The sequence below is a fragment of the Streptomyces sp. NPDC056361 genome (assembly GCF_042262805.1).
Taxonomy (GTDB): Bacteria; Actinomycetota; Actinomycetes; order Streptomycetales; family Streptomycetaceae; genus Streptomyces.
The window spans coordinates 69,010-89,143 of sequence record NZ_JBHJQI010000018.1 but is presented as its reverse complement, the minus strand read 5'-3'; the positions used below and the strand labels follow the sequence as shown (position 1 = coordinate 89,143).

19 protein-coding genes are annotated in these 20,134 nt (G+C 73.2%); 3 read left to right on the top strand and 16 right to left on the bottom strand.

Annotated elements, in window-relative coordinates; translation table 11 throughout:
* Positions 1-101 precede the first annotated feature (101 nt).
* Positions 102-935, bottom strand: a complete 834-nt coding sequence (locus ACFCY7_RS08820; RefSeq protein WP_376482654.1) for a trans-aconitate 2-methyltransferase — start codon at positions 933-935, stop codon at positions 102-104.
* Between the two features lie 163 nt (positions 936-1,098).
* On the opposite strand from ACFCY7_RS08820, the gene ACFCY7_RS08815 reads away from it, so the two are divergent.
* Positions 1,099-1,596 carry a MarR family winged helix-turn-helix transcriptional regulator gene (locus ACFCY7_RS08815; RefSeq protein ID WP_367825999.1) on the top strand — a complete coding sequence of 166 codons (498 nt, stop codon included), beginning with the start codon at positions 1,099-1,101 and terminating at the stop codon, positions 1,594-1,596.
* On the opposite strand, the gene ACFCY7_RS08810 is transcribed toward ACFCY7_RS08815, so the two are convergent.
* The 8 genes from ACFCY7_RS08810 to ACFCY7_RS08775 all read right to left on the bottom strand — a co-directional run bounded on the left by ACFCY7_RS08810 (position 1,555) and on the right by ACFCY7_RS08775 (position 12,324).
* Entirely contained in the window at positions 1,555-2,343 is a 789-nt protein-coding gene (locus tag ACFCY7_RS08810) for a LuxR C-terminal-related transcriptional regulator (RefSeq protein WP_376482652.1), read from the bottom strand. The genes ACFCY7_RS08815 and ACFCY7_RS08810 overlap by 42 nt on opposite strands.
* A 228-nt stretch (positions 2,344-2,571) precedes the next feature.
* The gene (gene galK / locus ACFCY7_RS08805) at positions 2,572-3,711 is read right to left on the bottom strand and encodes a galactokinase (RefSeq protein WP_376482650.1); all 1,140 of its coding nucleotides are present in this window, start codon (positions 3,709-3,711) and stop codon (positions 2,572-2,574) included.
* Positions 3,708-4,703 carry a UDP-glucose 4-epimerase GalE gene (galE, locus tag ACFCY7_RS08800; RefSeq protein ID WP_376482648.1) on the bottom strand — a complete coding sequence of 332 codons (996 nt, stop codon included), beginning with the start codon at positions 4,701-4,703 and terminating at the stop codon, positions 3,708-3,710. Before galE ends, galK begins: the two co-directional genes overlap by 4 nt.
* The gene (galT, locus tag ACFCY7_RS08795; RefSeq protein ID WP_376482646.1) at positions 4,700-5,743 is read right to left on the bottom strand and encodes a galactose-1-phosphate uridylyltransferase; all 1,044 of its coding nucleotides are present in this window, start codon (positions 5,741-5,743) and stop codon (positions 4,700-4,702) included. Before galT ends, galE begins: the two co-directional genes overlap by 4 nt.
* A gap of 135 nt (positions 5,744-5,878) precedes the next feature.
* Positions 5,879-6,562, bottom strand: a complete 684-nt coding sequence (locus tag ACFCY7_RS08790) for a LuxR C-terminal-related transcriptional regulator (protein WP_376482662.1) — start codon at positions 6,560-6,562, stop codon at positions 5,879-5,881.
* Positions 6,563-6,724: 162 nt separating this feature from the next.
* Positions 6,725-8,545 carry a PQQ-binding-like beta-propeller repeat protein gene (locus tag ACFCY7_RS08785; protein WP_376482645.1) on the bottom strand — a complete coding sequence of 607 codons (1,821 nt, stop codon included), beginning with the start codon at positions 8,543-8,545 and terminating at the stop codon, positions 6,725-6,727.
* A gap of 13 nt (positions 8,546-8,558) precedes the next feature.
* A complete protein-coding gene (locus ACFCY7_RS08780) occupies positions 8,559-10,406 on the bottom strand; it encodes a PQQ-binding-like beta-propeller repeat protein (protein ID WP_376482643.1) in 1,848 nt (615 codons plus the stop codon).
* Between the two features lie 112 nt (positions 10,407-10,518).
* Positions 10,519-12,324, bottom strand: coding sequence for an ABC-F family ATP-binding cassette domain-containing protein (locus tag ACFCY7_RS08775; protein ID WP_376482641.1), 1,806 nt, complete (start codon positions 12,322-12,324; stop codon positions 10,519-10,521).
* 91 nt (positions 12,325-12,415) lie between these two features.
* Between ACFCY7_RS08775 and ACFCY7_RS08770 the strand changes: the two genes are divergently transcribed.
* Positions 12,416-12,703 (top strand): hypothetical protein, encoded by a 288-nt coding sequence (locus tag ACFCY7_RS08770; protein ID WP_376482639.1) that lies wholly within the window; start codon positions 12,416-12,418, stop codon positions 12,701-12,703.
* Positions 12,700-13,092 carry a hypothetical protein gene (locus tag ACFCY7_RS08765; protein ID WP_376482637.1) on the top strand — a complete coding sequence of 131 codons (393 nt, stop codon included), beginning with the start codon at positions 12,700-12,702 and terminating at the stop codon, positions 13,090-13,092. Before ACFCY7_RS08770 ends, ACFCY7_RS08765 begins: the two co-directional genes overlap by 4 nt.
* An 8-nt stretch (positions 13,093-13,100) precedes the next feature.
* Here ACFCY7_RS08765 and ACFCY7_RS08760 read toward each other — a convergent pair whose 3' ends face one another.
* From ACFCY7_RS08760 to rsmI, 7 genes are all read right to left on the bottom strand, one after another.
* On the bottom strand, positions 13,101-14,396 hold the full coding sequence (locus ACFCY7_RS08760) for an acyltransferase (protein WP_376482636.1): 1,296 nt from the start codon (positions 14,394-14,396) through the stop codon (positions 13,101-13,103).
* Positions 14,397-14,484: 88 nt separating this feature from the next.
* Positions 14,485-15,429: a 4-(cytidine 5'-diphospho)-2-C-methyl-D-erythritol kinase gene (locus tag ACFCY7_RS08755; RefSeq protein ID WP_376482634.1), complete on the bottom strand. Its 945-nt coding sequence runs from the start codon at positions 15,427-15,429 to the stop codon at positions 14,485-14,487.
* Positions 15,426-16,298 carry a 16S rRNA (adenine(1518)-N(6)/adenine(1519)-N(6))-dimethyltransferase RsmA gene (gene rsmA, locus ACFCY7_RS08750; RefSeq protein WP_376482632.1) on the bottom strand — a complete coding sequence of 291 codons (873 nt, stop codon included), beginning with the start codon at positions 16,296-16,298 and terminating at the stop codon, positions 15,426-15,428. Before rsmA ends, ACFCY7_RS08755 begins: the two co-directional genes overlap by 4 nt.
* 90 nt (positions 16,299-16,388) lie before the next feature.
* Positions 16,389-17,693, bottom strand: coding sequence for a ubiquitin-like domain-containing protein (locus tag ACFCY7_RS08745; RefSeq protein WP_376482630.1), 1,305 nt, complete (start codon positions 17,691-17,693; stop codon positions 16,389-16,391).
* A 72-nt stretch (positions 17,694-17,765) separates the two neighbouring features.
* Positions 17,766-18,635, bottom strand: coding sequence for a TatD family hydrolase (locus tag ACFCY7_RS08740; RefSeq protein ID WP_376482628.1), 870 nt, complete (start codon positions 18,633-18,635; stop codon positions 17,766-17,768).
* A 41-nt stretch (positions 18,636-18,676) separates the two neighbouring features.
* Positions 18,677-19,096 (bottom strand): hypothetical protein, encoded by a 420-nt coding sequence (locus ACFCY7_RS08735; protein ID WP_367826015.1) that lies wholly within the window; start codon positions 19,094-19,096, stop codon positions 18,677-18,679.
* Between the two features lie 138 nt (positions 19,097-19,234).
* Positions 19,235-20,122: a 16S rRNA (cytidine(1402)-2'-O)-methyltransferase gene (gene rsmI / locus ACFCY7_RS08730; protein WP_376482625.1), complete on the bottom strand. Its 888-nt coding sequence runs from the start codon at positions 20,120-20,122 to the stop codon at positions 19,235-19,237.
* Positions 20,123-20,134 lie beyond the last annotated feature (12 nt).

The window sequence follows — 20,134 nt, the reverse complement described above, 5'->3', positions numbered from 1 at the left end:
CCGCACCGGAGTTCCGGTGCGGGGCGCCCGTGCGTCCACGTCCCGCGCGTCTCACGGCGCGCGCGTGCCGCGTCCCGCGTCTTCGGCGTCCCCCCGTGCGGTCACCCCTTCTTGCGCGCGACGGCGAAGATGCGCCGGAAGGGGAAGACGGTGCCGTGCGGGCCCGGCGGGTAGGCCTCGCGCAGGAGGGCGCGGTACTGGCCGAGGAAGGCGTCGACCGCCTCCTGGTCGTCGCCGAGGGTGGTGAGGACGGGCCGCAGGGCCGTGCCCTTGACCCAGTCGAGGACGGGGTCCTCGCCGTGGAGGAGCTGGCTGTACGTGGTCTCCCAGACGTCCGTCTCGCAGTCGAGGTCGGTCAGCCGGGTGAGGTACTCGGCCGGGTCGAGGATGTGGACGAAGCGGCGGCCCTGATCGCCGAGGCGCTCGCGCCACTCGGGGGTGTCGCAGAGCTCCCCGAGGAGGGCGTGGCTGGGCGAGGTGAAGTTGCCCGGGACCTGGAAGGCGAGGGTGCCGCCGGGGCGGAGTCCTTCGACCCAGGGGGCGAGGGACTCGGGGTGGTTGGGGACCCACTGGAGGGCCGCGTTGGAGACGATCAGGTCGTAGGGCTCGGTGGGGGTCCAGTGGGCGGCGTCCGCGGGCCGGAAGTCGAGCCAGCCGCCGCCGCGGGTGGTGCCCGCCCAGTCCTTCTCGGCGCGTTCCAGCATCTCCGGCGACAGGTCGAAGCCGGTGATGTGCGCGTCGGCCCACCGGTCGGCGAGGAGGGCCGTCACGTTGCCGGGACCGCAGCCGAGGTCGGCGATGCGGGCGGGCCGGTCCTGGGCCGGCAGGTGCGGTATTCGGGCGAGCAGGTCGAGGAACGGCCGGGTGCGGTGGCCGGAGTGGCGGAGGTACTGCTGCGGATCCCAGGTTGGTGCGGCGGATTCCACGGAATGCATGTTCGAAGCCCCCTTGCTGGCACGTGTTGCCGAAGCGGAACGGAGTTCCGGCCGGGTCCCTTCCCCATAGTCCAGGGAAATATATCTTGACTCCAAGATACTCGACATCAAGAAACTTGAACCCAAGAGACTTTATGTCAACAGACCCTCTACACTGATCGTCATGGAGGACGAGGTCGACCGACTGGTCGCTGCATGGCGCCGCGAGCGCCCCGACCTCGACGTGGAACCGCTCGAGGTGCTCAGCCGCGTCTCACGGCTCGCCCGGCACCTCGACCGCGCCCGTCGACTCGCCTTCTCCGAGCACCAGCTGGAGCCCTGGGAGTTCGACGTCCTCACCTCGCTCCGCCGGGCCGGCGCGCCCTACCAGCTCTCCCCCGGCCAGCTCCTCACCCAGACCCTCGTCACGTCCGGCACCATGACCAACCGCATCGACCGGCTCACCAAGAAGGGCCTGGTCGAACGGCTGCCCGACCCCAGCGACCGACGCGGGGTCCTCGTCCGGCTCACCCCCGAGGGCCGCGACCGCGCCGACGAGGCCCTCGCCGGGCTCCTCGCCCAGGAGCGCGCCATCCTCGCCCAGCTCTCCCGCGCCCAGCGCGGCGACCTGGCCGCACTGCTACGCCGGCTGACCGCCCCGTTCGACAACGTCCCCGGATAGCGCGGGAGCCGGCTCGGCCGGTCCGACACCCGCCCGGCGGGCCAGCGCCACCGCCGCCAGGGTCGAGTGCACGCCCAGCTTCCCCAGCACGTTCTGCATGTGCGTGCGGACGGTGTGCGGGGAGAGGAAGAGCCGCTCGGCGACCGCCTTGCGGCCCAGCCCCGCGACCATGCAGCGCAGCACCTCCGCCTCGCGCGGGGTCAGCGACTCCACCAGGCGCTCGCTGTCCGTCCGGTGCTTGCGGGCCGCCGTCAGCTCCCGCAGGACGCCCGTGAGCAGCGCGGGCGGCAGGTGCGTCTCGTCCCGCAGCACCCCCCGGACCACGGCGAGCAGCCGCTGGAGCGAGCAGTCCTTGGCGACCCAGCCGGAGGCCCCGGCCTGGAGCGCGAGCGCGGCCCGGTGCGGGTCGTCCTTCTCCGCGAGGACGACGGTACGGACGGCGGGCTGGACCCGGCGCACGCCCGCGACCAGGGAGATCCCGTCGACCGCGGCCTCGGGGTCGTCCGGCGCCCGGCCGGCCGCCGTCGCACCGGCGGGCCCCGCGCCGAGTTCGGCGTCGACGAGGAGCACGTCGAACCGGCGCCCCTCCGCGACCCCGCGGTCCAGGCAGCGCAGCGCCGCCGGGCCGCTTCCGGCGGCGGCGACGTCGACGTCGGGCTCCGCCGCGAGGGCCGCGGCCAGCGACTCGGCGAAGATGCGGTGGTCGTCCACCACCAGGACCCGGATACGTGCCACGGACACCCCCATGCGTCGAGGAAAGGACCGGCGCGGTACGACGCCGGAGGCGGGTCCGCCGATCGCCCGGCCGCCGCCGTGCGTTGACTGTTACCCCGCTCCCGGCGCCGTACCCGACGGGTCTCGACCCCTGAACAGCACCGGCCCCCACCGGCGCTGCCCAACAGAGTAGGGGCGGGGCGTCACGGTGGGGGCCGTTTGGCGGAACTGCGCGAAGTCGTCCGGGTGCGGGGGCCGGGTTCAGAGCCGGCGCGCGCCCGCCGACGGCACGGCGGGGAAGATCCCCGGGGCGGCGTATCCGGCGTCGGCGAAGGCCGTGCCGACGGCGGCGGCGACCTCGTCCGCCCGGTCGGCGTCGACCAGGACGACGGCCGAGCCGCCGAAACCGCCGCCGGTCATCCGGGCGCCGAGCGCCCCCGCCGCGTTCGCCGCCTCGACCACGAGGTCGAGTTCGGGACAGGACACCCGCAGGTCGTCGCGGAGCGAGGCGTGCCCCTCCGTGAGGACCGGCCCGACGGCCCGGGTGTCGCCGGAGTCGAGCAGGGCGATGACGCGCTCCACCCGGGCGTTGTCCGAGACGACGTGCCGGACGTACCGCAGGATCGTCTCGTCGCTCAGGAGTGCGAGGGATTCGGGTAGGTGCACGGCGCTCACGTCGCGCAGGGCCTTCACACCGAGCGCCCGCGCACCCGCTTCGCACCCGGCGCGCCGCTCCGCGTACGCGCCGTCCCCGAGCGCGTGCTTCACGCGGGTGTCGACGACGAGCAGCCGCAGGCCCTCGCGGGCCAGGTCGAAGGGGACCTGGCGGTACGAGAGGTCGCGGGTGTCCAGATGGAGGGCGTGGCCGTCCTCGGCGCAGGCGGAGGCCATCTGGTCCATCACGCCGCAGGGGACGCCCACGAAGGCGTTCTCGGCGCGCTGGGCGATCCGGGCGAGTTCGGGGCGGGAGAGCCCGAGCCCGAACAGGTCGTTCAGGGCCAGCGCCGTGACGACCTCCAGGGCCGCCGACGAGGAGAGCCCGGCGCCGGTCGGCACGGTCGACGTGAGGTGCACGTCCGCCCCCGTCACCAGGTGCCCGGTCTCCCGCAGCGCCCAGACGACACCGGCCGGGTAGGCCGCCCAGCCGCCGCCGGACAGCGGCTCCAGGGCGTCGACCTCCAGCTGCACGATCCCGCCGTCGATGTCGGCGGAGTGCAGCCGCAGGACGCCGTCGTCACGGCGGGAGACGGCGGCGACGGTGGTGTGCGGCAGCGCGAGGGGCAGCACGAAGCCGTCGTTGAAGTCGGTGTACTCACCGATGAGGTTGACCCGCCCGGGGGCGGCCCACACCCCGTCGGGCGCGGCGCCGTACAGCGCCTCGAAGCCGTCGGCGACGCTCATGCCCCTCCCTCCCGACGGAGACGCGCGAACGCCCAGGCGTCGGCGACGACGGCGGCCAGGTCGGGGCGGGACGGCGTCCAGCCGAGCCGCTCGCGGGCCGTGTCGGCGGCGGCGACCAGGACGGCCGGGTCGCCGGGCCGGCGGGCGGCGGTGATCTCGGGGACCGGGTGGCCCGTGACCTCGCGGACGGTCTCGACGACCTCGCGGACGGAGAAGCCGTTGCCGTTGCCGAGGTTGCAGACCAGGTGCTCACCGGCCGGCACGGAGCCCGCGGTCATGGCGTCGAGCGCCAGGAGGTGGGCCTCGGCGAGGTCGGCGACGTGGATGTAGTCGCGGACGCAGGTGCCGTCCGGGGTCGGGTAGTCCTCGCCGTACACGGAGATCGCCTCGCGCTCGCCCAGAGCCACCTGGAGGACGAGCGGGATGAGGTGGGACTCGGGGTGGTGGCGCTCGCCGAGCGAGCCGTGGGCGCCGGCCACGTTGAAGTAGCGCAGCGAGACGGCGGCCAGGCCGTGGGCGGCGCACTCGCCGCCGATCATGTGGTCGACGGCCAGCTTGCTCGCCCCGTACGGGCTGGTGGGCGAGGTGGGCGCGGACTCGGTGATCGGCACGGTCTCCGGTTCGCCGTAGGTCGCGGCGGTGGAGGAGAAGACGAGCCGGCGCACCCCGGCGTCGCGCATGGCCGCGAGCAGGGCCATGGTGCCGCCGACGTTGTTGTCCCAGTACTTCTCGGGCTTGGCGACGGACTCGCCGACCTGCGAGAAGGCGGCGAAGTGCAGGACGCCGTCGTAGGAGGCGTCGAGCCACTTCGCCGCGTCCTGGATGCGGCCCTCGACGAACTCGGCGCCGTCCGGGACCCCTTCGGCGAAGCCGGTGGAGAGGTCGTCGAGGACGGTGACGCGGTGGCCCCGTTCCAGGAGGTGGGCGGCGACGACGCTGCCGACGTAGCCGGCGCCTCCCGTCACCAGGTACCTCTTCGCGTTCGTGGTCATGCGGTCGCCACCTCTCGGAGTCGTCGGGCCGCGTCTTCCGGCCGTACGTCGTTCATGAACGCGCCCATGCCGGACTCGGTGCCCGCGAGGTACTTCAGCTTGCCAGAGGCCCGTCGGACGGTGAAAAGCTCCAGGTGCAGTCCGAAGTCCTCGCGCCGCTCGTCCGTGAACGGCGCCTGGTGCCAGGCGGCGATGTAGGGCGTCGGCGGCTCGTCCGGGCCGAAGAGCCGGTCGAAGCGCCTCAAGAGTTCCAGGTAGACCTGTGCGCACTCTGTGCGGGCGGCCTCGTCGAGGGCGAGCAGGTCCGGGACCCGGCGCTTGGGGTGCAGGTGCACCTCGTACGGCCAGTGGGCGGCGTACGGCACGAAGGCGATCCAGTGCTCGGTCTCCAGGACCACCCGCTCGGCGTCGGCGCGCTCGCGGGCGACGACGTCGTCGAAGAGGTTCCGGCCGGTCGCCGCCCGGTGCTCGTCGGTGCGGCGCCGCATGGCGGCGGTCCGGGGGGACACGTAGGGGAAGGCGTAGATCTGGCCGTGCGCGTGGGGCAGGGTGACGCCGATCTCGCGGCCGCGGTTCTCGAAGCAGTAGACCTGCTCGACGCCGGGCAGCGCGGAGAGGGCGGCGGTGCGGTCGGTCCAGGCGTCGAGGACGAGCCGGGCCCGCTCCTCGGAGAGGTCGGCGAAGGAGACCGCGTGGTCGTCGGTGAAGCAGACGACCTCGCAGCGGCCGACGCCGCCGGAGAGGGAGGGGAAGCGGTTCTCGAAGACCACCACCTCGTAGTCGGGCTCGGGGATCTCGCTCTCGCGGCCGTCCACGGCGGGGCAGAGCGGGCAGGCGTCGGCCGGCGGGTGGTAGGTGCGGGCCTGCCGGTGCGAGGCGACGGCGACGGGGTCGCCGGTGAGCTCGTCGTACCGGATCTCGGAGCGGGAGACGACGGGGGTGAGGGGGCGCGGGTCGACGGCGGTGCGGACCGCGTCGTCGCGCGTGTCGTAGTAGATCAGCTCGCGCCCGTCGGCGAGCGTGGTGACGGTCTTCTTCACGGGGCTACCCTCCGGGCGGGATCAAACATAACCACGCACAAAGAATCACATTCAAACATCAGCGTCAATGGCGAAGCCGGGCCCCGCACCCGGGACCCTCAGCCGTGCCACCTCACCGGAAGCCCCTCCGGAGGCTCAGCAGGGGCCGCGCTGCCCCGGCACCGCCCGGTCGAGCAGCCCCGTCCGGGCCGCCAGCGCCGCCGCCTCCAGTCGCGAGCCGACCCCCAGCTTCATCAGGACCCGCTGCACGTGCGTCCGCGCCGTGCTCGGCGCGATCCCCATCCCCGCCGCGATCAGCCGGGTGTCCTCGCCCTCCGCCACCCGGACGAGCACCTCCACCTCCCGCTGCGTCAGCATCCGCAGCAGCCGCTGCGCCTCGTCGTCCGGCTGGGCCGCCGGGTGCAGCAGCTCCGCGAAGGCGCCCTGGAGCAGCGCGGGCGCCACCGCGCACTCCCCCGCCCTGGCCTTCACCAGGGCGCGCTCGACGCCCTCGATGCGCTCGTCGTGCCGGACGTACCCCGAGGCCCCGGCCGCGAACGCCGCCGCGATGCCGCGCGGCGACGGCACCGGCCCCAGCACCACCACGGCCACCTGCGGCCGCTCCCGCTTGATCCGCGCGACCACGTCGAAGGCGCCCGGCGCGGCCGGCGCGGCCGTGCCGAGCAGACAGACCTCCGGCCCCCGGCCCACCACGAGGTCCGCGGCCGCCGCCACCGGCGCGGCCGCCGCGAGCACCCGGTGCCCGCGCAGCTTCAGCGCCGAGGCGAGCGCCTCCGCCAGCAGGCGGTGGTCGTCGACCACCACGAGGCGTACGCCCATCCCGGTCATCCCCCATCCTCCGGGCCCGCCGTCCCGGCCGGCCCGCTCGACCCCGAATTCTTCGCCACCCGCCGCGGTGCGCAAACAGCCCGGCACGTCGGGGTGAAAACCGACACGCCGGGCTGTTCCCGTCTCACGAACGTCCGTACGACGTCCGTGCGTTCATCGGGTGCTGTACGACACCGCCAGGTACTTCTTCTCGTCCGGCGAGGCCGACGCCCGCGGCTTGGAGATCATCATGGCGGACATGAACAGGCGACCGTCGCCGTACAGGATCTCCGAGTAGTCCACGGAGAAGCTGTTCTCGATGTCGCGGATCGTCTTGTCCGCCGGGTTCTCCAGGAGCAGCGTCTCCTTCATCGTGCCGCCGTCGATCGAGACGATCCGGCCGCCCTTGTCGTAGGGGGGCTCCTTGTAGGCGATGAGGTTGCCGCCGTCCATCCGGAGCGGGACCAGGGTGTACTTGTCCCCGGCGTCCGCCTTCTCCGGCAGGGTGCGCCCGGTGGTCAGGTCGAAGGCGATGACCTCGTTGGTCTCGTCGCCGTACTCGCCGGTGCTGCCCTCGTGCTCCTCGGTCGGCACGTAGAGCCGGCCGTTGCCGACGAGCGCCTGGGAGCAGGACTCGACCTTCGTCGAGCGGCAGCGGGCCCCGTACTGGTCCGCGTCCGCCGTGATCTTCGCCTTCAGCTTGCCGGTCTTCTCGTCGATCGAGAAGAAGTCCGAGATGCCGCTGCCGTCGCCGGCGGACTCGCCGACGTCGGCCGCGACGACCAGCGGCTTGGTGGAGACGACCGACGCGTACTTCACGCCGGTCGGCATCTTGTACTGCGAGAGCGGGGCGCCCGTCGTCGGGTCGAGGTTCTGGACCATCACGTACTGGCTGTCGTACGGACCGCACTTGCGGACCGCGACGAGGCCCGCGCCGCCGCCGTACCCCAGGTCGTAGCAGTTCTGGCTGTTGGCCTGCGGCTTCCAGCGCGGGTTGCCGTTGGCCGCGTCGAAGGCGGCGCCGCCGTCGGTGCCGCCGGCCGCGACGGTCGTCCCGCTGAGCGTGACCTCGCCGAACCGGACCTTCTGGTCGCCGCCCGTGCCGCCGGTGACCGACGTCGACCACAGCAGCTTGCCGGTGTTCAGGTCGACCATGCCGACCTCGGTGCACAGCTGGTAGTAGCGCGGCGCGACGCGCTTGCTGGCCTCGAAGAGGATCGGCACCTTGTGGTCGGCCGTCATGTGCCGCGAGGAGCCGCAGACCTGACCGGTCAGCGGCAGCGTCCACAGGACCGTGCCCTTGTCGAGGTCGTAGGCGACCATCGAGTTGACGCCGGTCTTCACGTACGCCTTGTCCGTGATCCAGGAGCCCGACACGTCGGTGACGTCCGGGACCTTCGGCTCGATGACGTCGAAGGCCTTCTTGCCCTGGGTGTTCGCGGGCGCCTTCTCCTTGCCGCCGCCGCCGAGGCCCTTGGTGTCCCCGGAGCCGCCGCCGGTGGCGCCCTGCGAGGTGCCGCCGGTGCCCTTGGCCTCGTCGTCCTTGCCGTCGCCGCCGGAACCGGCGTACCAGATGCCGACACCGATGATCACCGCGACGGCGACGACCGCCGCGATCACGATCTGGAGCTGGGCGGACAGCTTCTTCCCACCCGGCGCCGAGGGGGCGGGCGCCGGCTGCTGGTAGCCGCCGTAGGCCTGCTGGGGCTGGGTCGGGTAGCCGTACGGCGGCTGCTGGTAGCCGCCGCCGTACTGCGGGGCCTGCTGCGGCTGCTGGGGCTGCGCGGGGTAGCCGTACGGCTGCTGCGGAGGCGCGGGCGGCTGCTGCGGGTAGCCGTAACCGGGGTCGGGCTGCGGCGGCTGCTGCGGGTAGCCGTAGCCCGGCTCGGCCGCGGGCTGCTGCGGGTAGCCGTAACCCGGCTCCGGCGTCGGGGCCCCGAAGCCGCCCTGGGGGTCCGGGGGTTGGTTCGGCGGGGGCGGGGGTGGCTGCGTCATCGGTCCGTGCACCTCACTTGCTGAAGGCCATCATGGTCTTGACCTGCATCTCGTCCTTGTCGTTGGACGCCGACACACGTCCGCTCGCCACCACGAAGGTGCCGCTGCCGTAGGCGTAGCCCGCGCTGTAGAAGCTGCCCTCGATGTCGGAGGCCGAGACCGGGTGCTGGAGCACGATCTTCGGCGCGCCGCCGGTCGGCGCGAGGGTGGCGACGGCCCCGCCCTTGTCGTACAAGGGGGTCACGTACAGCAGGACGTCGGAGCCCTCCATGCGCAGCGGCGTCACCGACCGCCCCTCGGGCGCCTTGGCGCGCCACTTGGCCTTGCCGTTCTTCAGGTCGAAGGCGACGACCTCGTTCGTCTTGCCGTAGCCGCCCTCGGTCGCCATGTAGAAGGTGTTCGCGTCGGCGGCGACCCCGGTGCAGCCCTGGAGGTTCTTGCCGAAGATGACGAAGCTTCCGCCGCAGTCGGGCGCGAACTTGTCCTTGCCGCCCTGGATCTGCGAGCGGAGCTTGCCGTTGGCGTCGAGCGCGAAGATGGTCCACTTCTTCTGCTCGCGCTGGGTGGCCGAGACGACCAGCGGGTCGACCGAGTAGACCTTGTCGACCTCCCAGTCCGCCTCCAGCTGGAAGGTGAACTTCGGCTTGCCGGTGTTGGGGTCGACCTGGCCGACCGCCTGGATCTTCTTGCTGGTGCTGCCCGACGGGCAGTCCATGGCGGCGATCAGCTTGCTGCCGCCCGCGTAGGCGAAGGGCTTGCAGCCGGTGGTGGCGCCCTTGAAGAGCTGCCGGCCGTCGGCGAGCGAGAAGCCGTACGCGCTGCTGGTGCCGGCCGCGGTGACCGTGTTGCCGCTGATGGCCAGGGTGTTGTCGGAGAACGCGAAGAGGCCCGTGGCCTTGGGCACGGCCTTCTTCCAACCGGCCTTGCCGGTCTTCAGGTCGATCTTCTGGAGCTCGGTGCACTTGGCGCCGTCCTTGGCGCTCTCGGCGTACCCGAACACCATGGAGCCGTCGGCGGCCGGCGCCGGCGGGGCCGCGCACAGCTCGAACGGCACGTCGATGTGCCACTTGCGCTTGCCGTCGCTCAGGCCGTAGCCGTCGACGCCCTTGTACATGGCCTTGACGACCGTGTCGCCGACGATCCACGGGCCGAAGACGTCCGAGCCGTTGCGGGGCAGGTCGACGTCGTTCTTCAGCAGCCAGGCGACCTTGTCCTCGCCGGGCTTGCGGTCCGCGTTCAGGTCGTCGTCGCCGCCCCCGCCGTCGCCGGAACCGTCGCCCTGGTCCACCGACTCGGTGGGCTTCGGACCGGCGGAGGTGCTGGCGGACGTGGTGGGTCCGGCGATCGGGCCCTTCTCGTCGTCCCCGCCGGAGACGACCGCCCAGGTCGTGACGGCGGCGACCAGGACGGCTCCGGCGGCCACGGCCGCGACGATGCCGGTCCGGCCCTTGAGGCCGCCGCCACCGGAGGAGGGCGGCGGAGTGGGCGCGCCCGGGTACATCGGCTGGGTGGGGTAACCGCCGTACGGGCCCTGCGCCTGACCCTGCTGCGGGTAACCGTACGGCTGCTGCTGCGGCTGGCCGTACGGGCCGGGCTGCTGGCCGTACGGACCCGGCTGCTGCGCGTACGGACCCGGCGCGGCCGGCTGGCCCGGCTGCTGGCCCGGCGCCTGCGGGTAGCCGTACCCCGGCTGCGCCGGCTGACCGTACGGACCCGGCGCGGCGGGCGGCGGGGTCTGCGGCGCCGGCGGTGCCTGCGGCGGGACCGGCGGCACGGGCGGCATTCCCGGGGTCGGCCCCTGGCTCGGGTCCTGAGGGGCTCCGAAGCCCCCCGGCGGCTGGTTGCTGGGCGGCTGGGTCATCAGCGGTTCCCCCTTGACGTGAACGGGTTTTCTTTCTACCACTCACGCGATGGCGCAAAAGCGACCGGTCCGCCCCTTGTACCCAAGGGAGGACCGGCCTGTGATGCCCTCGTTATGCGTCCTCGGCCAGTTCGAGCCAGCGCATTTCCAATTCCTCGCGCTCCCCCGCGAGTTCCCGGAGCTCCGCGTCGAGCTTCGCCACCTTCTCGAAATCGGTGGCGTTGTCGGCGATCTGCGTGTGCAGCTTCGCCTCCTTCTCGGAGAGCTTGTCGAGCTGCCGCTCGACCTTCTGCAGCTCCTTCTTGGCGGCGCGCGCGTCGGCGGCGGAGACGCCGGGCTTCGCCTGCGCGGGCGCGGCGGCGGGCGCCGGGACGGACGCCTCGATCATCTGCCGGCGCCGCTCCAGGTACTCGTCGATGCCGCGCGGCAGCATCCGCAGGGTCCTGTCGCCGAGCAGCGCGAACGTCTTGTCGGTGGTGCGCTCGATGAAGAACCGGTCGTGGGAGATGACGACCATGGAGCCCGGCCAGCCGTCGAGGAGGTCCTCCAGCTGGGTGAGGGTCTCGATGTCGAGGTCGTTGGTGGGCTCGTCGAGGAAGAGGACGTTGGGCTCGTCCATCAGCAGGCGCAGGAGCTGGAGGCGGCGGCGCTCGCCACCGGAGAGGTCGCCGACCGGCGTCCACTGCTTCTCCTTCGAGAAGCCGAACTGCTCGCACAGCTGCCCGGCCGTCATCTCGCGGCCCTTGCCGAGGTCGACGCGGTCGCGGATCTGCTGCACGGCCTCCAGGACCCGCAGGGTGGCGGGGAGTTCGGTGACGTCCTGGGAGAGGTAGGCGAGTCGGACGGTCTTGCCGACGACGATCCTCCCGGCGGCCGGCTGCGTCTCGCCTTCGGTGGCGGAGGCGTCGGCGAGGGCCCGCAGGAGTGAGGTCTTGCCCGCGCCGTTGACGCCGACGAGGCCGATGCGGTCACCGGGGCCGAGCTGCCAGGTGAGGTGCTGGAGGAGCGTCTTGGGACCGGCGGTGACGGTCACGTCCTCCAGGTCGAAGACCGTCTTGCCCAGGCGGGCGTTGGCGAACTTCATCAGCTCGCTGGTGTCGCGCGGCGGCGGCACGTCGGCGATCAGCTCGTTGGCGGCCTCGATGCGGTAGCGCGGCTTGGAGGTGCGGGCGGGGGCGCCGCGCCGCAGCCAGGCCAGCTCCTTGCGCATCAGGTTCTGCCGCTTGGTCTCCTCCGTGGCGGCGATCCGCTCGCGCTCGGCACGGGCGAAGACGTAGTCGGAGTAGCCGCCCTCGTACTCGTGGACGTCACCGCGCTGCACGTCCCACATGCGGGTGCAGACCTGGTCGAGGAACCAGCGGTCGTGGGTGACGCAGACGAGCGCCGAGCGGCGCGCCTGGAGGTGCTGCGCGAGCCAGGAGATGCCCTCGACGTCGAGGTGGTTGGTGGGCTCGTCGAGGACGATCAGGTCCTGGTCCTCGATGAGGAGCTTGGCCAGCGCGATGCGCCGCCGCTCGCCACCGGAGAGCGGGCCGATGACGGTGTCCAGGCCGTTCTCGAAGCCGGGCAGGTCGAGCCCGCCGAACAGCCCGGTGAGCACGTCGCGGATCTTGGCGCTGCCGGCCCACTCGTGGTCGGCCATGACGCCGATGACCTCGTGCCGGATGGTGGCCTTCGGGTCGAGCGAGTCGTGCTGGGTGAGCACCCCGAGGCGCAGCCCGCCGCTGTGCGTGACGCGGCCGGTGTCGGCCTCCTCCAGCTTGGCGAGCATCCGGATGAGGGTGGTCTTGCCGTCGCCGTTGCGTCCCACGACCCCGATCCGGTCCCCTTCGGAGACGCCGAGCGAGACGCCGTCGAGCAGGGCACGGGTGCCGTACACCTTGCTGACTGCCTCGACATTGACCAGGTTGACGGCCACGTTGACTCCTGTACGGGGGATCGATCGACGTCCCAGGGTACGTCGCCACCGCCGGTACACCTCCGGTGTACCGGCGGTGTACCATCGCCGTATGGCTGACTCCACCATCAAGGTGCCGGACACGACCCGCGACCATCTCGCCTCGTTGGCCCGCGAGCGGGGCACCACGATAGGAGCGCTCGTCACGGAACTGGCCGCGACCCAGCTCACCGCCGCGCAGGCGCGGGACAAGGTGGCCGAGAGCCGGCGGATCATGCGCGAGCGGATGCGCTCCACCCTGACCGACGAGGAATTCGACGCGACCCCGAACGCGCTGGACAAGGTCTACGAGGTCGCCGCCGCGAACGCCCGCAGGACCCTCGGGGACACAGCGGCGTGATCATCCTCGACACCTCCGCGGTGCTCGCCCTCGCACGCGGCCACCGCAAGCTCCAGCGTGTCGCCGACAACGCGGCCGCATCACCGTTCCGTCACCTCCAGGTGCCCGCTCTGTGCCTGCTCCAGGCCGAGACCGAGGACGAAGGCGCGGGTGACGCCACCCTGGCTCTGCCGGGCATCGACGTCGTCCCCCTCGACACGGTCGCGTCGGTGACCGTGGCGCGGATGGTCCGCGGCGGTTTCGGCGGACCCGACGTCTGCCACGCGCTCTACACCGCGCTGCCCGCGCCCCATCGCCCCACCATGGACCTGATCCTGACGGACCGGCCGGACCTCTACCCGCCGGGCACCGTGACCGTGGACATCGACGACGAGCGCCTCGACGACTGATCCGGCCGTCAGCCGGTTCGCCGACGCCGCCCGGCCCGCTCCACCAGCAGCCACCCCACGAGCGCGAGACCGACCGCCGCGGGCGCCGTGACCGGGACGGCGATCAGGGTCGCCGCGTGACCGTCGAACAGCCCGGCGAAGCCCGTCAGGGACAGGCCCAGGACCCCGAAGAGCGCCAGGGTGATGCCGAGGGCGGCGAGCGGGCCGCCCTCGTCGGTCGCCGGGGCCGCCGGGACGGGCGCCTCGAAGCGGCGGAACACCGCGACCAGCAGCGCCGTCAGCAGACCGGCCGCCGCGAACCGCAGCGGGACCTGCGCCCACCAGGCGGCCGACGCCGGGGCAGGCAGCTCCGCACCGAGCCCGAGCATCGCCCCGTACACCCCCAGCATCGCCGTCAGGTGCCACAGGAACGCCGTCATCGCGATCCCGTTGGCGGCCACCACCGCCCGCCACACCCCGGCCCGGGCCACGAACCGGGCGCCCGGGCCCTTCAGGAGCTCGACCGCGCCGACCAGCCACAGGCCGTGGCAGAGCAGGGCGAGCGTCGGCGGCGCCATGTTCGACACCTTCTCGCCGGGCATCCCCACCATCGACAGCGGATACGGCCCCAGGGCCACCAGCGCCGTGGCCCCGACCAGGCCCGCGCCCGCGAGGAACGCCGGGCGGCGGATCATCCCGTCGGCGCGCAGGAAGCCGAGCTGGTGCACGGCCAGCCACACGAACGCGAAGTTCAGGAACTCCACGAACGGCACGTCCGCCGCGAACCGCAGCACGTCCACGAGGACCGCGCCGCCCGCGAGCGCGCCGAACGCGCCCCAGCCCCACCGCTCGTGCGCCCGCAGCAGCGGCGGGGTGAACGCCACCATCGCCAGGTAGATCCCGATGAACCACAGCGGCTGCGCGACCAGCCGCAGCGCCACCCCCGCGAGCCCGCCGTCCAGGCCCGCCGCCTGGAGCACCAGCGCGGCCGCCCCCCACACCCCGACGAACACCATCGTCGGCCGGAGCAGCCGCTGGAGCCGGGCCCGCAGGAAGGCCGCGTACCGCGGACGGGAGCGGTGGGCCAGGGCGTGCGAGAACCCGCCGACGAAGAAGAACACCGGCATCACCTGGAACACCCAGGTCACCAGCTGGAGTTCCGGCACGACGGCGAGCAGGTTCCCCACCCGCCCGTCACCCGTGACCGCCGCCATCAGCCAGTGCCCGAGCACCACCACCCCGAGCGAGGCGACCCGGAGCAGATCGACGTACCGGTCCCGCGTCGCCGGCGTGGCGGCCGCGAGTTCACGCGCGCTCATTCCCATACGGACACGGTCCCGCGCCCGCCCGCCCCACGACAGGGCGCGGATACTCAACCGGCCGCTGAGTAGCGGGAGACGACGCCCCTCCCCGTCAGACGGGCAGGACGACCGCACCCCGCGCCGGGGAGGTCGCCGGGCGGGCCGTGCGGCAGGTGCCCGAGGCGATCAGCGCGGCGGCGACGGTCTCGGCGGCGTCCGCGTCCTTCACGAGGAACGCGGTCGTCGGGCCCGAGCCGGAGACCAGGGCGGCGAGGGCGCCCGCCTCCGTGCCGGCCGCGAGGGTCGCGGCGAGCGAGGGCCGCAGGGAGAGCGCCGGGGCCTGGAGGTCGTTGGCGAGGGCGCCCGCGAGGGCGGTGGTGTCGCCGGTGCTCAGGGCGTCCAGGAGGGCCGGGGACACGGCCGGTTCGGGGATCTCGACGCCCTCGGCGAGCCGGTCGAACTCACGGAACACCGTCGGCGTCGACAGACCGCCGTCGGCGACGGCGAACACCCAGTGGAAGGCGCCGCCCACCGGCAGCGCGGTCAGCTTCTCGCCCCGCCCGGTGCCGAGCGCCGCCTCGCCGACCAGGCTGAACGGCACGTCGGAGCCCAGCTCGGCGCAGATCTCCAGGAGCTCCTCGCGCGAGGACCCGAGACCCCACAGCGCGTCGCACGCGAGCAGCGCGCCCGCGCCGTCGGCGCTGCCGCCGGCCATGCCGCCGGCGACCGGGATGTCCTTGGCGATGTGCAGGTGCACGTCCGGGGAGATGCCGTGCCGTGCCGCGAGCAGCTCGGCGGCCCGCGCGGCCAGGTTCGTCCGGTCCAGCGGCACCTTGTCGGCGTCCGGGCCCTCGCAGGTGATCGTGAGCCCGTCGGCCGGGGTCGCGGTCACCTCGTCGTACAGCGACACGGCGAGGAAGACGTTGGCCAGGTCGTGGAAGCCGTCGGGCCGCGCGGCGCCGACCGCCAGCTGCACGTTGACCTTGGCGGGGACCCGTACGGTGACGGCTCCGGGGACGGCTCCGGGGTCGCCCTGGGACTCCGTACCGCCGCTCACGCCTTCGCCTCCGCGATCCGGGCGAACTCCTCCACGGTCAGCATCTCGCCGCGCGCCTGCGGCGAGATGCCCGCCTTGACGAGGGCGTCCTCGGCGGCCGCGGGCGAACCCGCCCAGGTGGCGAGGGCGGCACGGAGGGTCTTGCGGCGCTGGGCGAAGGCCGCGTCGACGACCGCGAAGACCTCCTGGCGGGTGGCGGTGGTCGCCAGCGGCTCGGTGCGGCGGACGAGGGAGACGAGGCCGGAGTCGACGTTCGGCGCGGGCCAGAAGACGTTGCGGCCGATCGAGCCCGCGCGCTTCACCTCGGCGTACCAGTTCGCCTTGACCGACGGGACGCCGTAGACCTTGTTGCCCGGCTTGGCGGCGAGCCGGTCGGCGACCTCGGCCTGGACCATGACGAGGGTCCGCTCGATGGTCGGGAACCGCTCCAGCATGTGGAGCAGGACCGGCACGGCCACGTTGTACGGCAGGTTGGCGACCAGCGCGGTCGGCGCCGGGCCCGGCAGCTCCTGGACGTGCATCGCGTCGGAGTGGACGAGCGCGAAACGGTCGGCGCGGGCCGGCATGCGCGCCTGGATCGTGGCCGGCAGCGCGGCGGCGAGCACGTCGTCGATCTCGACGGCCGTCACCCGGTCCGCGGCCTCCAGGAGCGCCAGGGTGAGGGAGCCGAGCCCGGGGCCCACCTCCACGACCACGTCGTCGGGCCGCACCTCGGCCGTGCGGACGATCCGCCGGACGGTGTTGGCGTCGATGACGAAGTTCTGGCCCTTCTGCTTCGTGGGGCGCACGCCGAGGGCGGCGGCCAGCTCACGGATGTCGGCGGGGCCGAGGAGGGCGTCGGGGCTTTCGGGGCCGGTGGTGGTGCTCACCGGTACAGCCTACGGGGCCCCGCCACGCCCGACCTACGGCTCACCGGTACGGCCCCGCCCCGCCCGGCCGGGCGGGGTCCCCGCGCCTCCTCACCCGTGCAGCCGCCGGCCGCAGTGGGGCCACGGACTCGCGCCCCGCTGCACGTACAGCTTCTTCGCGCGGAAGGTCTGCTCCGCGGCGGGCGCGTCCTGGGCCACTCCGCTGCCGCCGAGGGAGCGCCAGGTGCCGGGGTCGAACTGGTAGAGCCCGCCGTACGTCCCCGAGGGGTCGACGGCGTTCGGGCGGCCGCCCGACTCGCAGGCGGCGAGCGCGCCCCAGTCGAGCCCGTCGGCGCCGGCGACGGACCTGGGCAGCGGCCGGGTGCCGATCCGCACCTTGCGGCCGACCGGCTCGCGGACGATCTCCTCGCCGGTCCTGCGGGGCTTCTGCTGGACGCCATTGACCGTGCGCAGGCTGTACGTGACGCGGCGGACGCCGGGGACGCCCTGTCGTTCGACGGTCTCCGTGCCGGCGAAGAGCTCCGGGTCGCGGACCGTCTCGACGGCGTACGGGATGGCCTCCTCCCGCACCTGCCGCGAGCCCGTGATCCGCAGCACGTTCACCGTCTGGCCGTCGCGCGGGAACGCGCCGGGCGGCACCGACGTCGTGTCCTGCCCGGCGAGGGTGATCCCCGCCTCGACGAGCGCCTCGCGGACGGTGGCGGCGTTCGTGCGGACGGTCCGCTCCCGCCCGTCCGCGAGGAACGTGACCGTCCGCTCGGTCCGCACGTCGAGGGCGAGGCCCTGCCGCGAGATCGGCATTCCGCGGGTCACGGAGAGGTACGCGCCCTCCGCGCGGACCCCGAGCTGGCGCAGCGCCCCCTCGACGGTCCGGGCCGTCGTCCACACCTGCCGGCGCTGCCCGTCGATCGTGAGGGAGACCGGACGCCCGTAGCGGACGACGATCTCGTCGCCGCTGGCGAGCGCCTCGCCCGGGGCCGGGGCGACGATGTCGTGCTCGCCGACGGCCAGGCCCTCGTCGGCGAGGAGCTCCTCGACCTCGTCGGCGAACGTGTGGAGGGTGCGCGGCACGCCGTCGACGGAGAGCCGGACCTCCTTGTCGTCGGCGACGAAGGCGCTCGTGCCGCCGGCGAGGAAGGCCACGACGAGGGCCTGCGGCACGAGCCGCCGCAACCCGTCGCCCGCTCCCCCGGAGGCCTTGCGGCGCCGGGCGGCCCGCCGGGAGCCGGCCCGGGAGCCCTGCCCGGGGACGGTGCCGGGCCCCTGACCGCCCGCCGCGCGAGCGTCCGGACCGGCGTCCGGCATCACGAGGGGTGCCGCCATGGTCGGCTGCTCGTGCACCGGCAGGGTCGCGCCCCGCCGTCCGGCTCGGTGACTGCCCTGGGAAGTACTCACGAGGCCGGGACCCTAGTCCCGACCGTCGTCACTCTCCCGGACGACCCGACTACGACACGTAACCGTTATGGATCAGTAATCGAAGGCTCGGGCGGTGTTCACCGCGATCGCCTCCGCCAGCTCGTTCTCGCCGATCCCCCGCACCTGCGCCATCGCCCGGACGGTGACCGGGATCAGGTACGGGGCGTTCGGACGGCCGCGGAACGGCGCCGGGGTCAGGAACGGGGCGTCGGTCTCGACCAGGACCAGCTCCAGCGGGGCGACGGCGAGCGCGTCCCGCAGCGGCTGGGCGTTCTTGAAGGTCACGTTGCCGGCGAACGACATGTAGTAGCCCTTGGCGGCGCAGATCTCGGCCATCGCCGCGTCGCCGGAGTAGCAGTGGAAGACGGTCCGCTCCGGGGCGCCCTCCTCGTCCAGCACGCGCAGCACGTCGGCGTGCGCCTCCCGGTCGTGGATCACCAGCGCCTTGTTGTGCCGCTTGGCGATCTCGATGTGCGCGCGGAAGGAACGCTCCTGCGCGGCGATGCCGTCCGGCCCCGTACGGAAGAAGTCGAGCCCGGTCTCACCCACCCCGCGCACGTACGGCAGGGCCGCGAGCCGGTCGATCTCGGCGAGCGCGTCGTCGAGGGCCGCGTCCCCGCCGCCCTCGCGGGCGCCCTGCCGCGACCAGCCGTCGGGGTCCCCGAGGACGATCCTGGGCGCCTCGTTGGGGTGCAGCGCCACCGCCGCGTGCACGTTCGCGTGCGCGGCCGCCGTCTCCGCGGCCCACTGCGAGCCCTTCACGTCGCAGCCCACCTGCACGACCGTCGTCACCCCGACCGCGGCGGCCTTGACCAGCGCCTCCTCCACGGTCCCGGACTGCATGTCCAGGTGCGTGTGCGAATCCGCCACCTCCACGAGGAGCGGTTCGGGCAACGGCGGCGGGGCGTCCTTGGCACTCATGGCCCGATCGTACGAGGGCCATGAGCGCCACCGCCAAAGCGTTACTTGTTGTGGCGGAACGGATGCAGGAGGTCCGACAGGTGCCAGTGGTGCGGCACCGGCGGCTTCTCGGGAGTGTCCTCGGTCAACTCCTGACCGATCGGCCCGGCCGGTGAGACCGGCTTCGTCGCCCGCGCCCCGTGCTGGTGCTTCTCCGTCGCGGCGATCAGGTCGAGCACCGACGACACCTGCCCCGCGCGCATGATCCTCACGACGTGACCGCCGCAGTTCATGCAGGTGGGACTGGACAGCGGGGACGGAACCCGCTCCCCGTCGGCCTTGTAGACGACGAATTCCTGTCCGGCGGCGTCGACGTGGTGCTCGATGTCGTACGCCTGCTCCCAGCCGTATCCGCAGCGCATGCAGGCGAAGGCGTACGCCTCATGGGCGACGGATATGCCGGTGCCGGTGATCTCGCTCATGCCAGCTCCTCTCCACTGATCAGTGGACGCCTTTTCCGGCCGGAGCGCATCAGCGCGGGACGAACCATGGAAGGCTTTTGGCTCTTCCCTTGCCAAGGGCCCTGAGAAGAGTCCCGGCGCCGGGTTGGGCTTTGCCTTTCAGATTAGTCCTTTACCTTTTCCGTGGCCCGACGCGTCCGCATTCTTTGCCGCCACCACGGCATCGAACACCTCGCGCTTGGGAAGTCCCGCGTCGGCGGCGACGGCGGCGATGGCTTCCTTGCGGCGTTCGCCGGCTTCCTCGCGGACGCGGACGCGGCGGACGAGTTCCTCGGCGTCGAGTTCGGCGGGGCCGGTGGCGGGAGCGCCTTCGACGACGACGGTGATCTCGCCGCGGACGCCTTCGGCGGCCCAGGCGGCGAGGTCGGCGAGGGGGCCGCGCTTGACCTCCTCGTAGGTCTTGGTGAGCTCGCGGCAGACGGCGGCGCGGCGGTCGGCGCCGAAGACCTCGGCCATCGCGGCGAGGGTGTCGTCGAGACGGTGGGGGGCTTCGAAGTAGACGAGGGTGCGGCGTTCGTCGGCGACCTCGCGCAGGCGTCCGAGGCGCTCGCCGGCCTTCCTCGGGAGGAAGCCCTCGAAGCAGAAGCGGTCGACGGGGAGGCCGGAGAGGGCGAGGGCGGTGAGGACGGCGGACGGGCCGGGGACGGCCGTGACCTTGATGTCCTGCTCGACGGCGGCGGCGACGAGGCGGTAGCCGGGGTCCGAGACGGACGGCATGCCGGCGTCGGTCACCAGGAGGACGCGGGCGCCGCCGACCAGCGCCTCGACCAGCTCGGGCGTCCGGGCCGACTCGTTGCCCTCGAAGTAGGAGACGACCCGGCCCGTGGTGTGGATGCCCAGCGCGCGGGTCAGCCCGCGGAGCCTCCGGGTGTCCTCTGCGGCCACGATGTCCGCGTTCTCCAGTTCGGTGGCGAGTCGGGGCGGAGCGTCCGCGATGTCACCGATGGGGGTCCCTGCGAGTACCAGCGTTCCTGTCACACGGAACATCCTCGCAGCCCG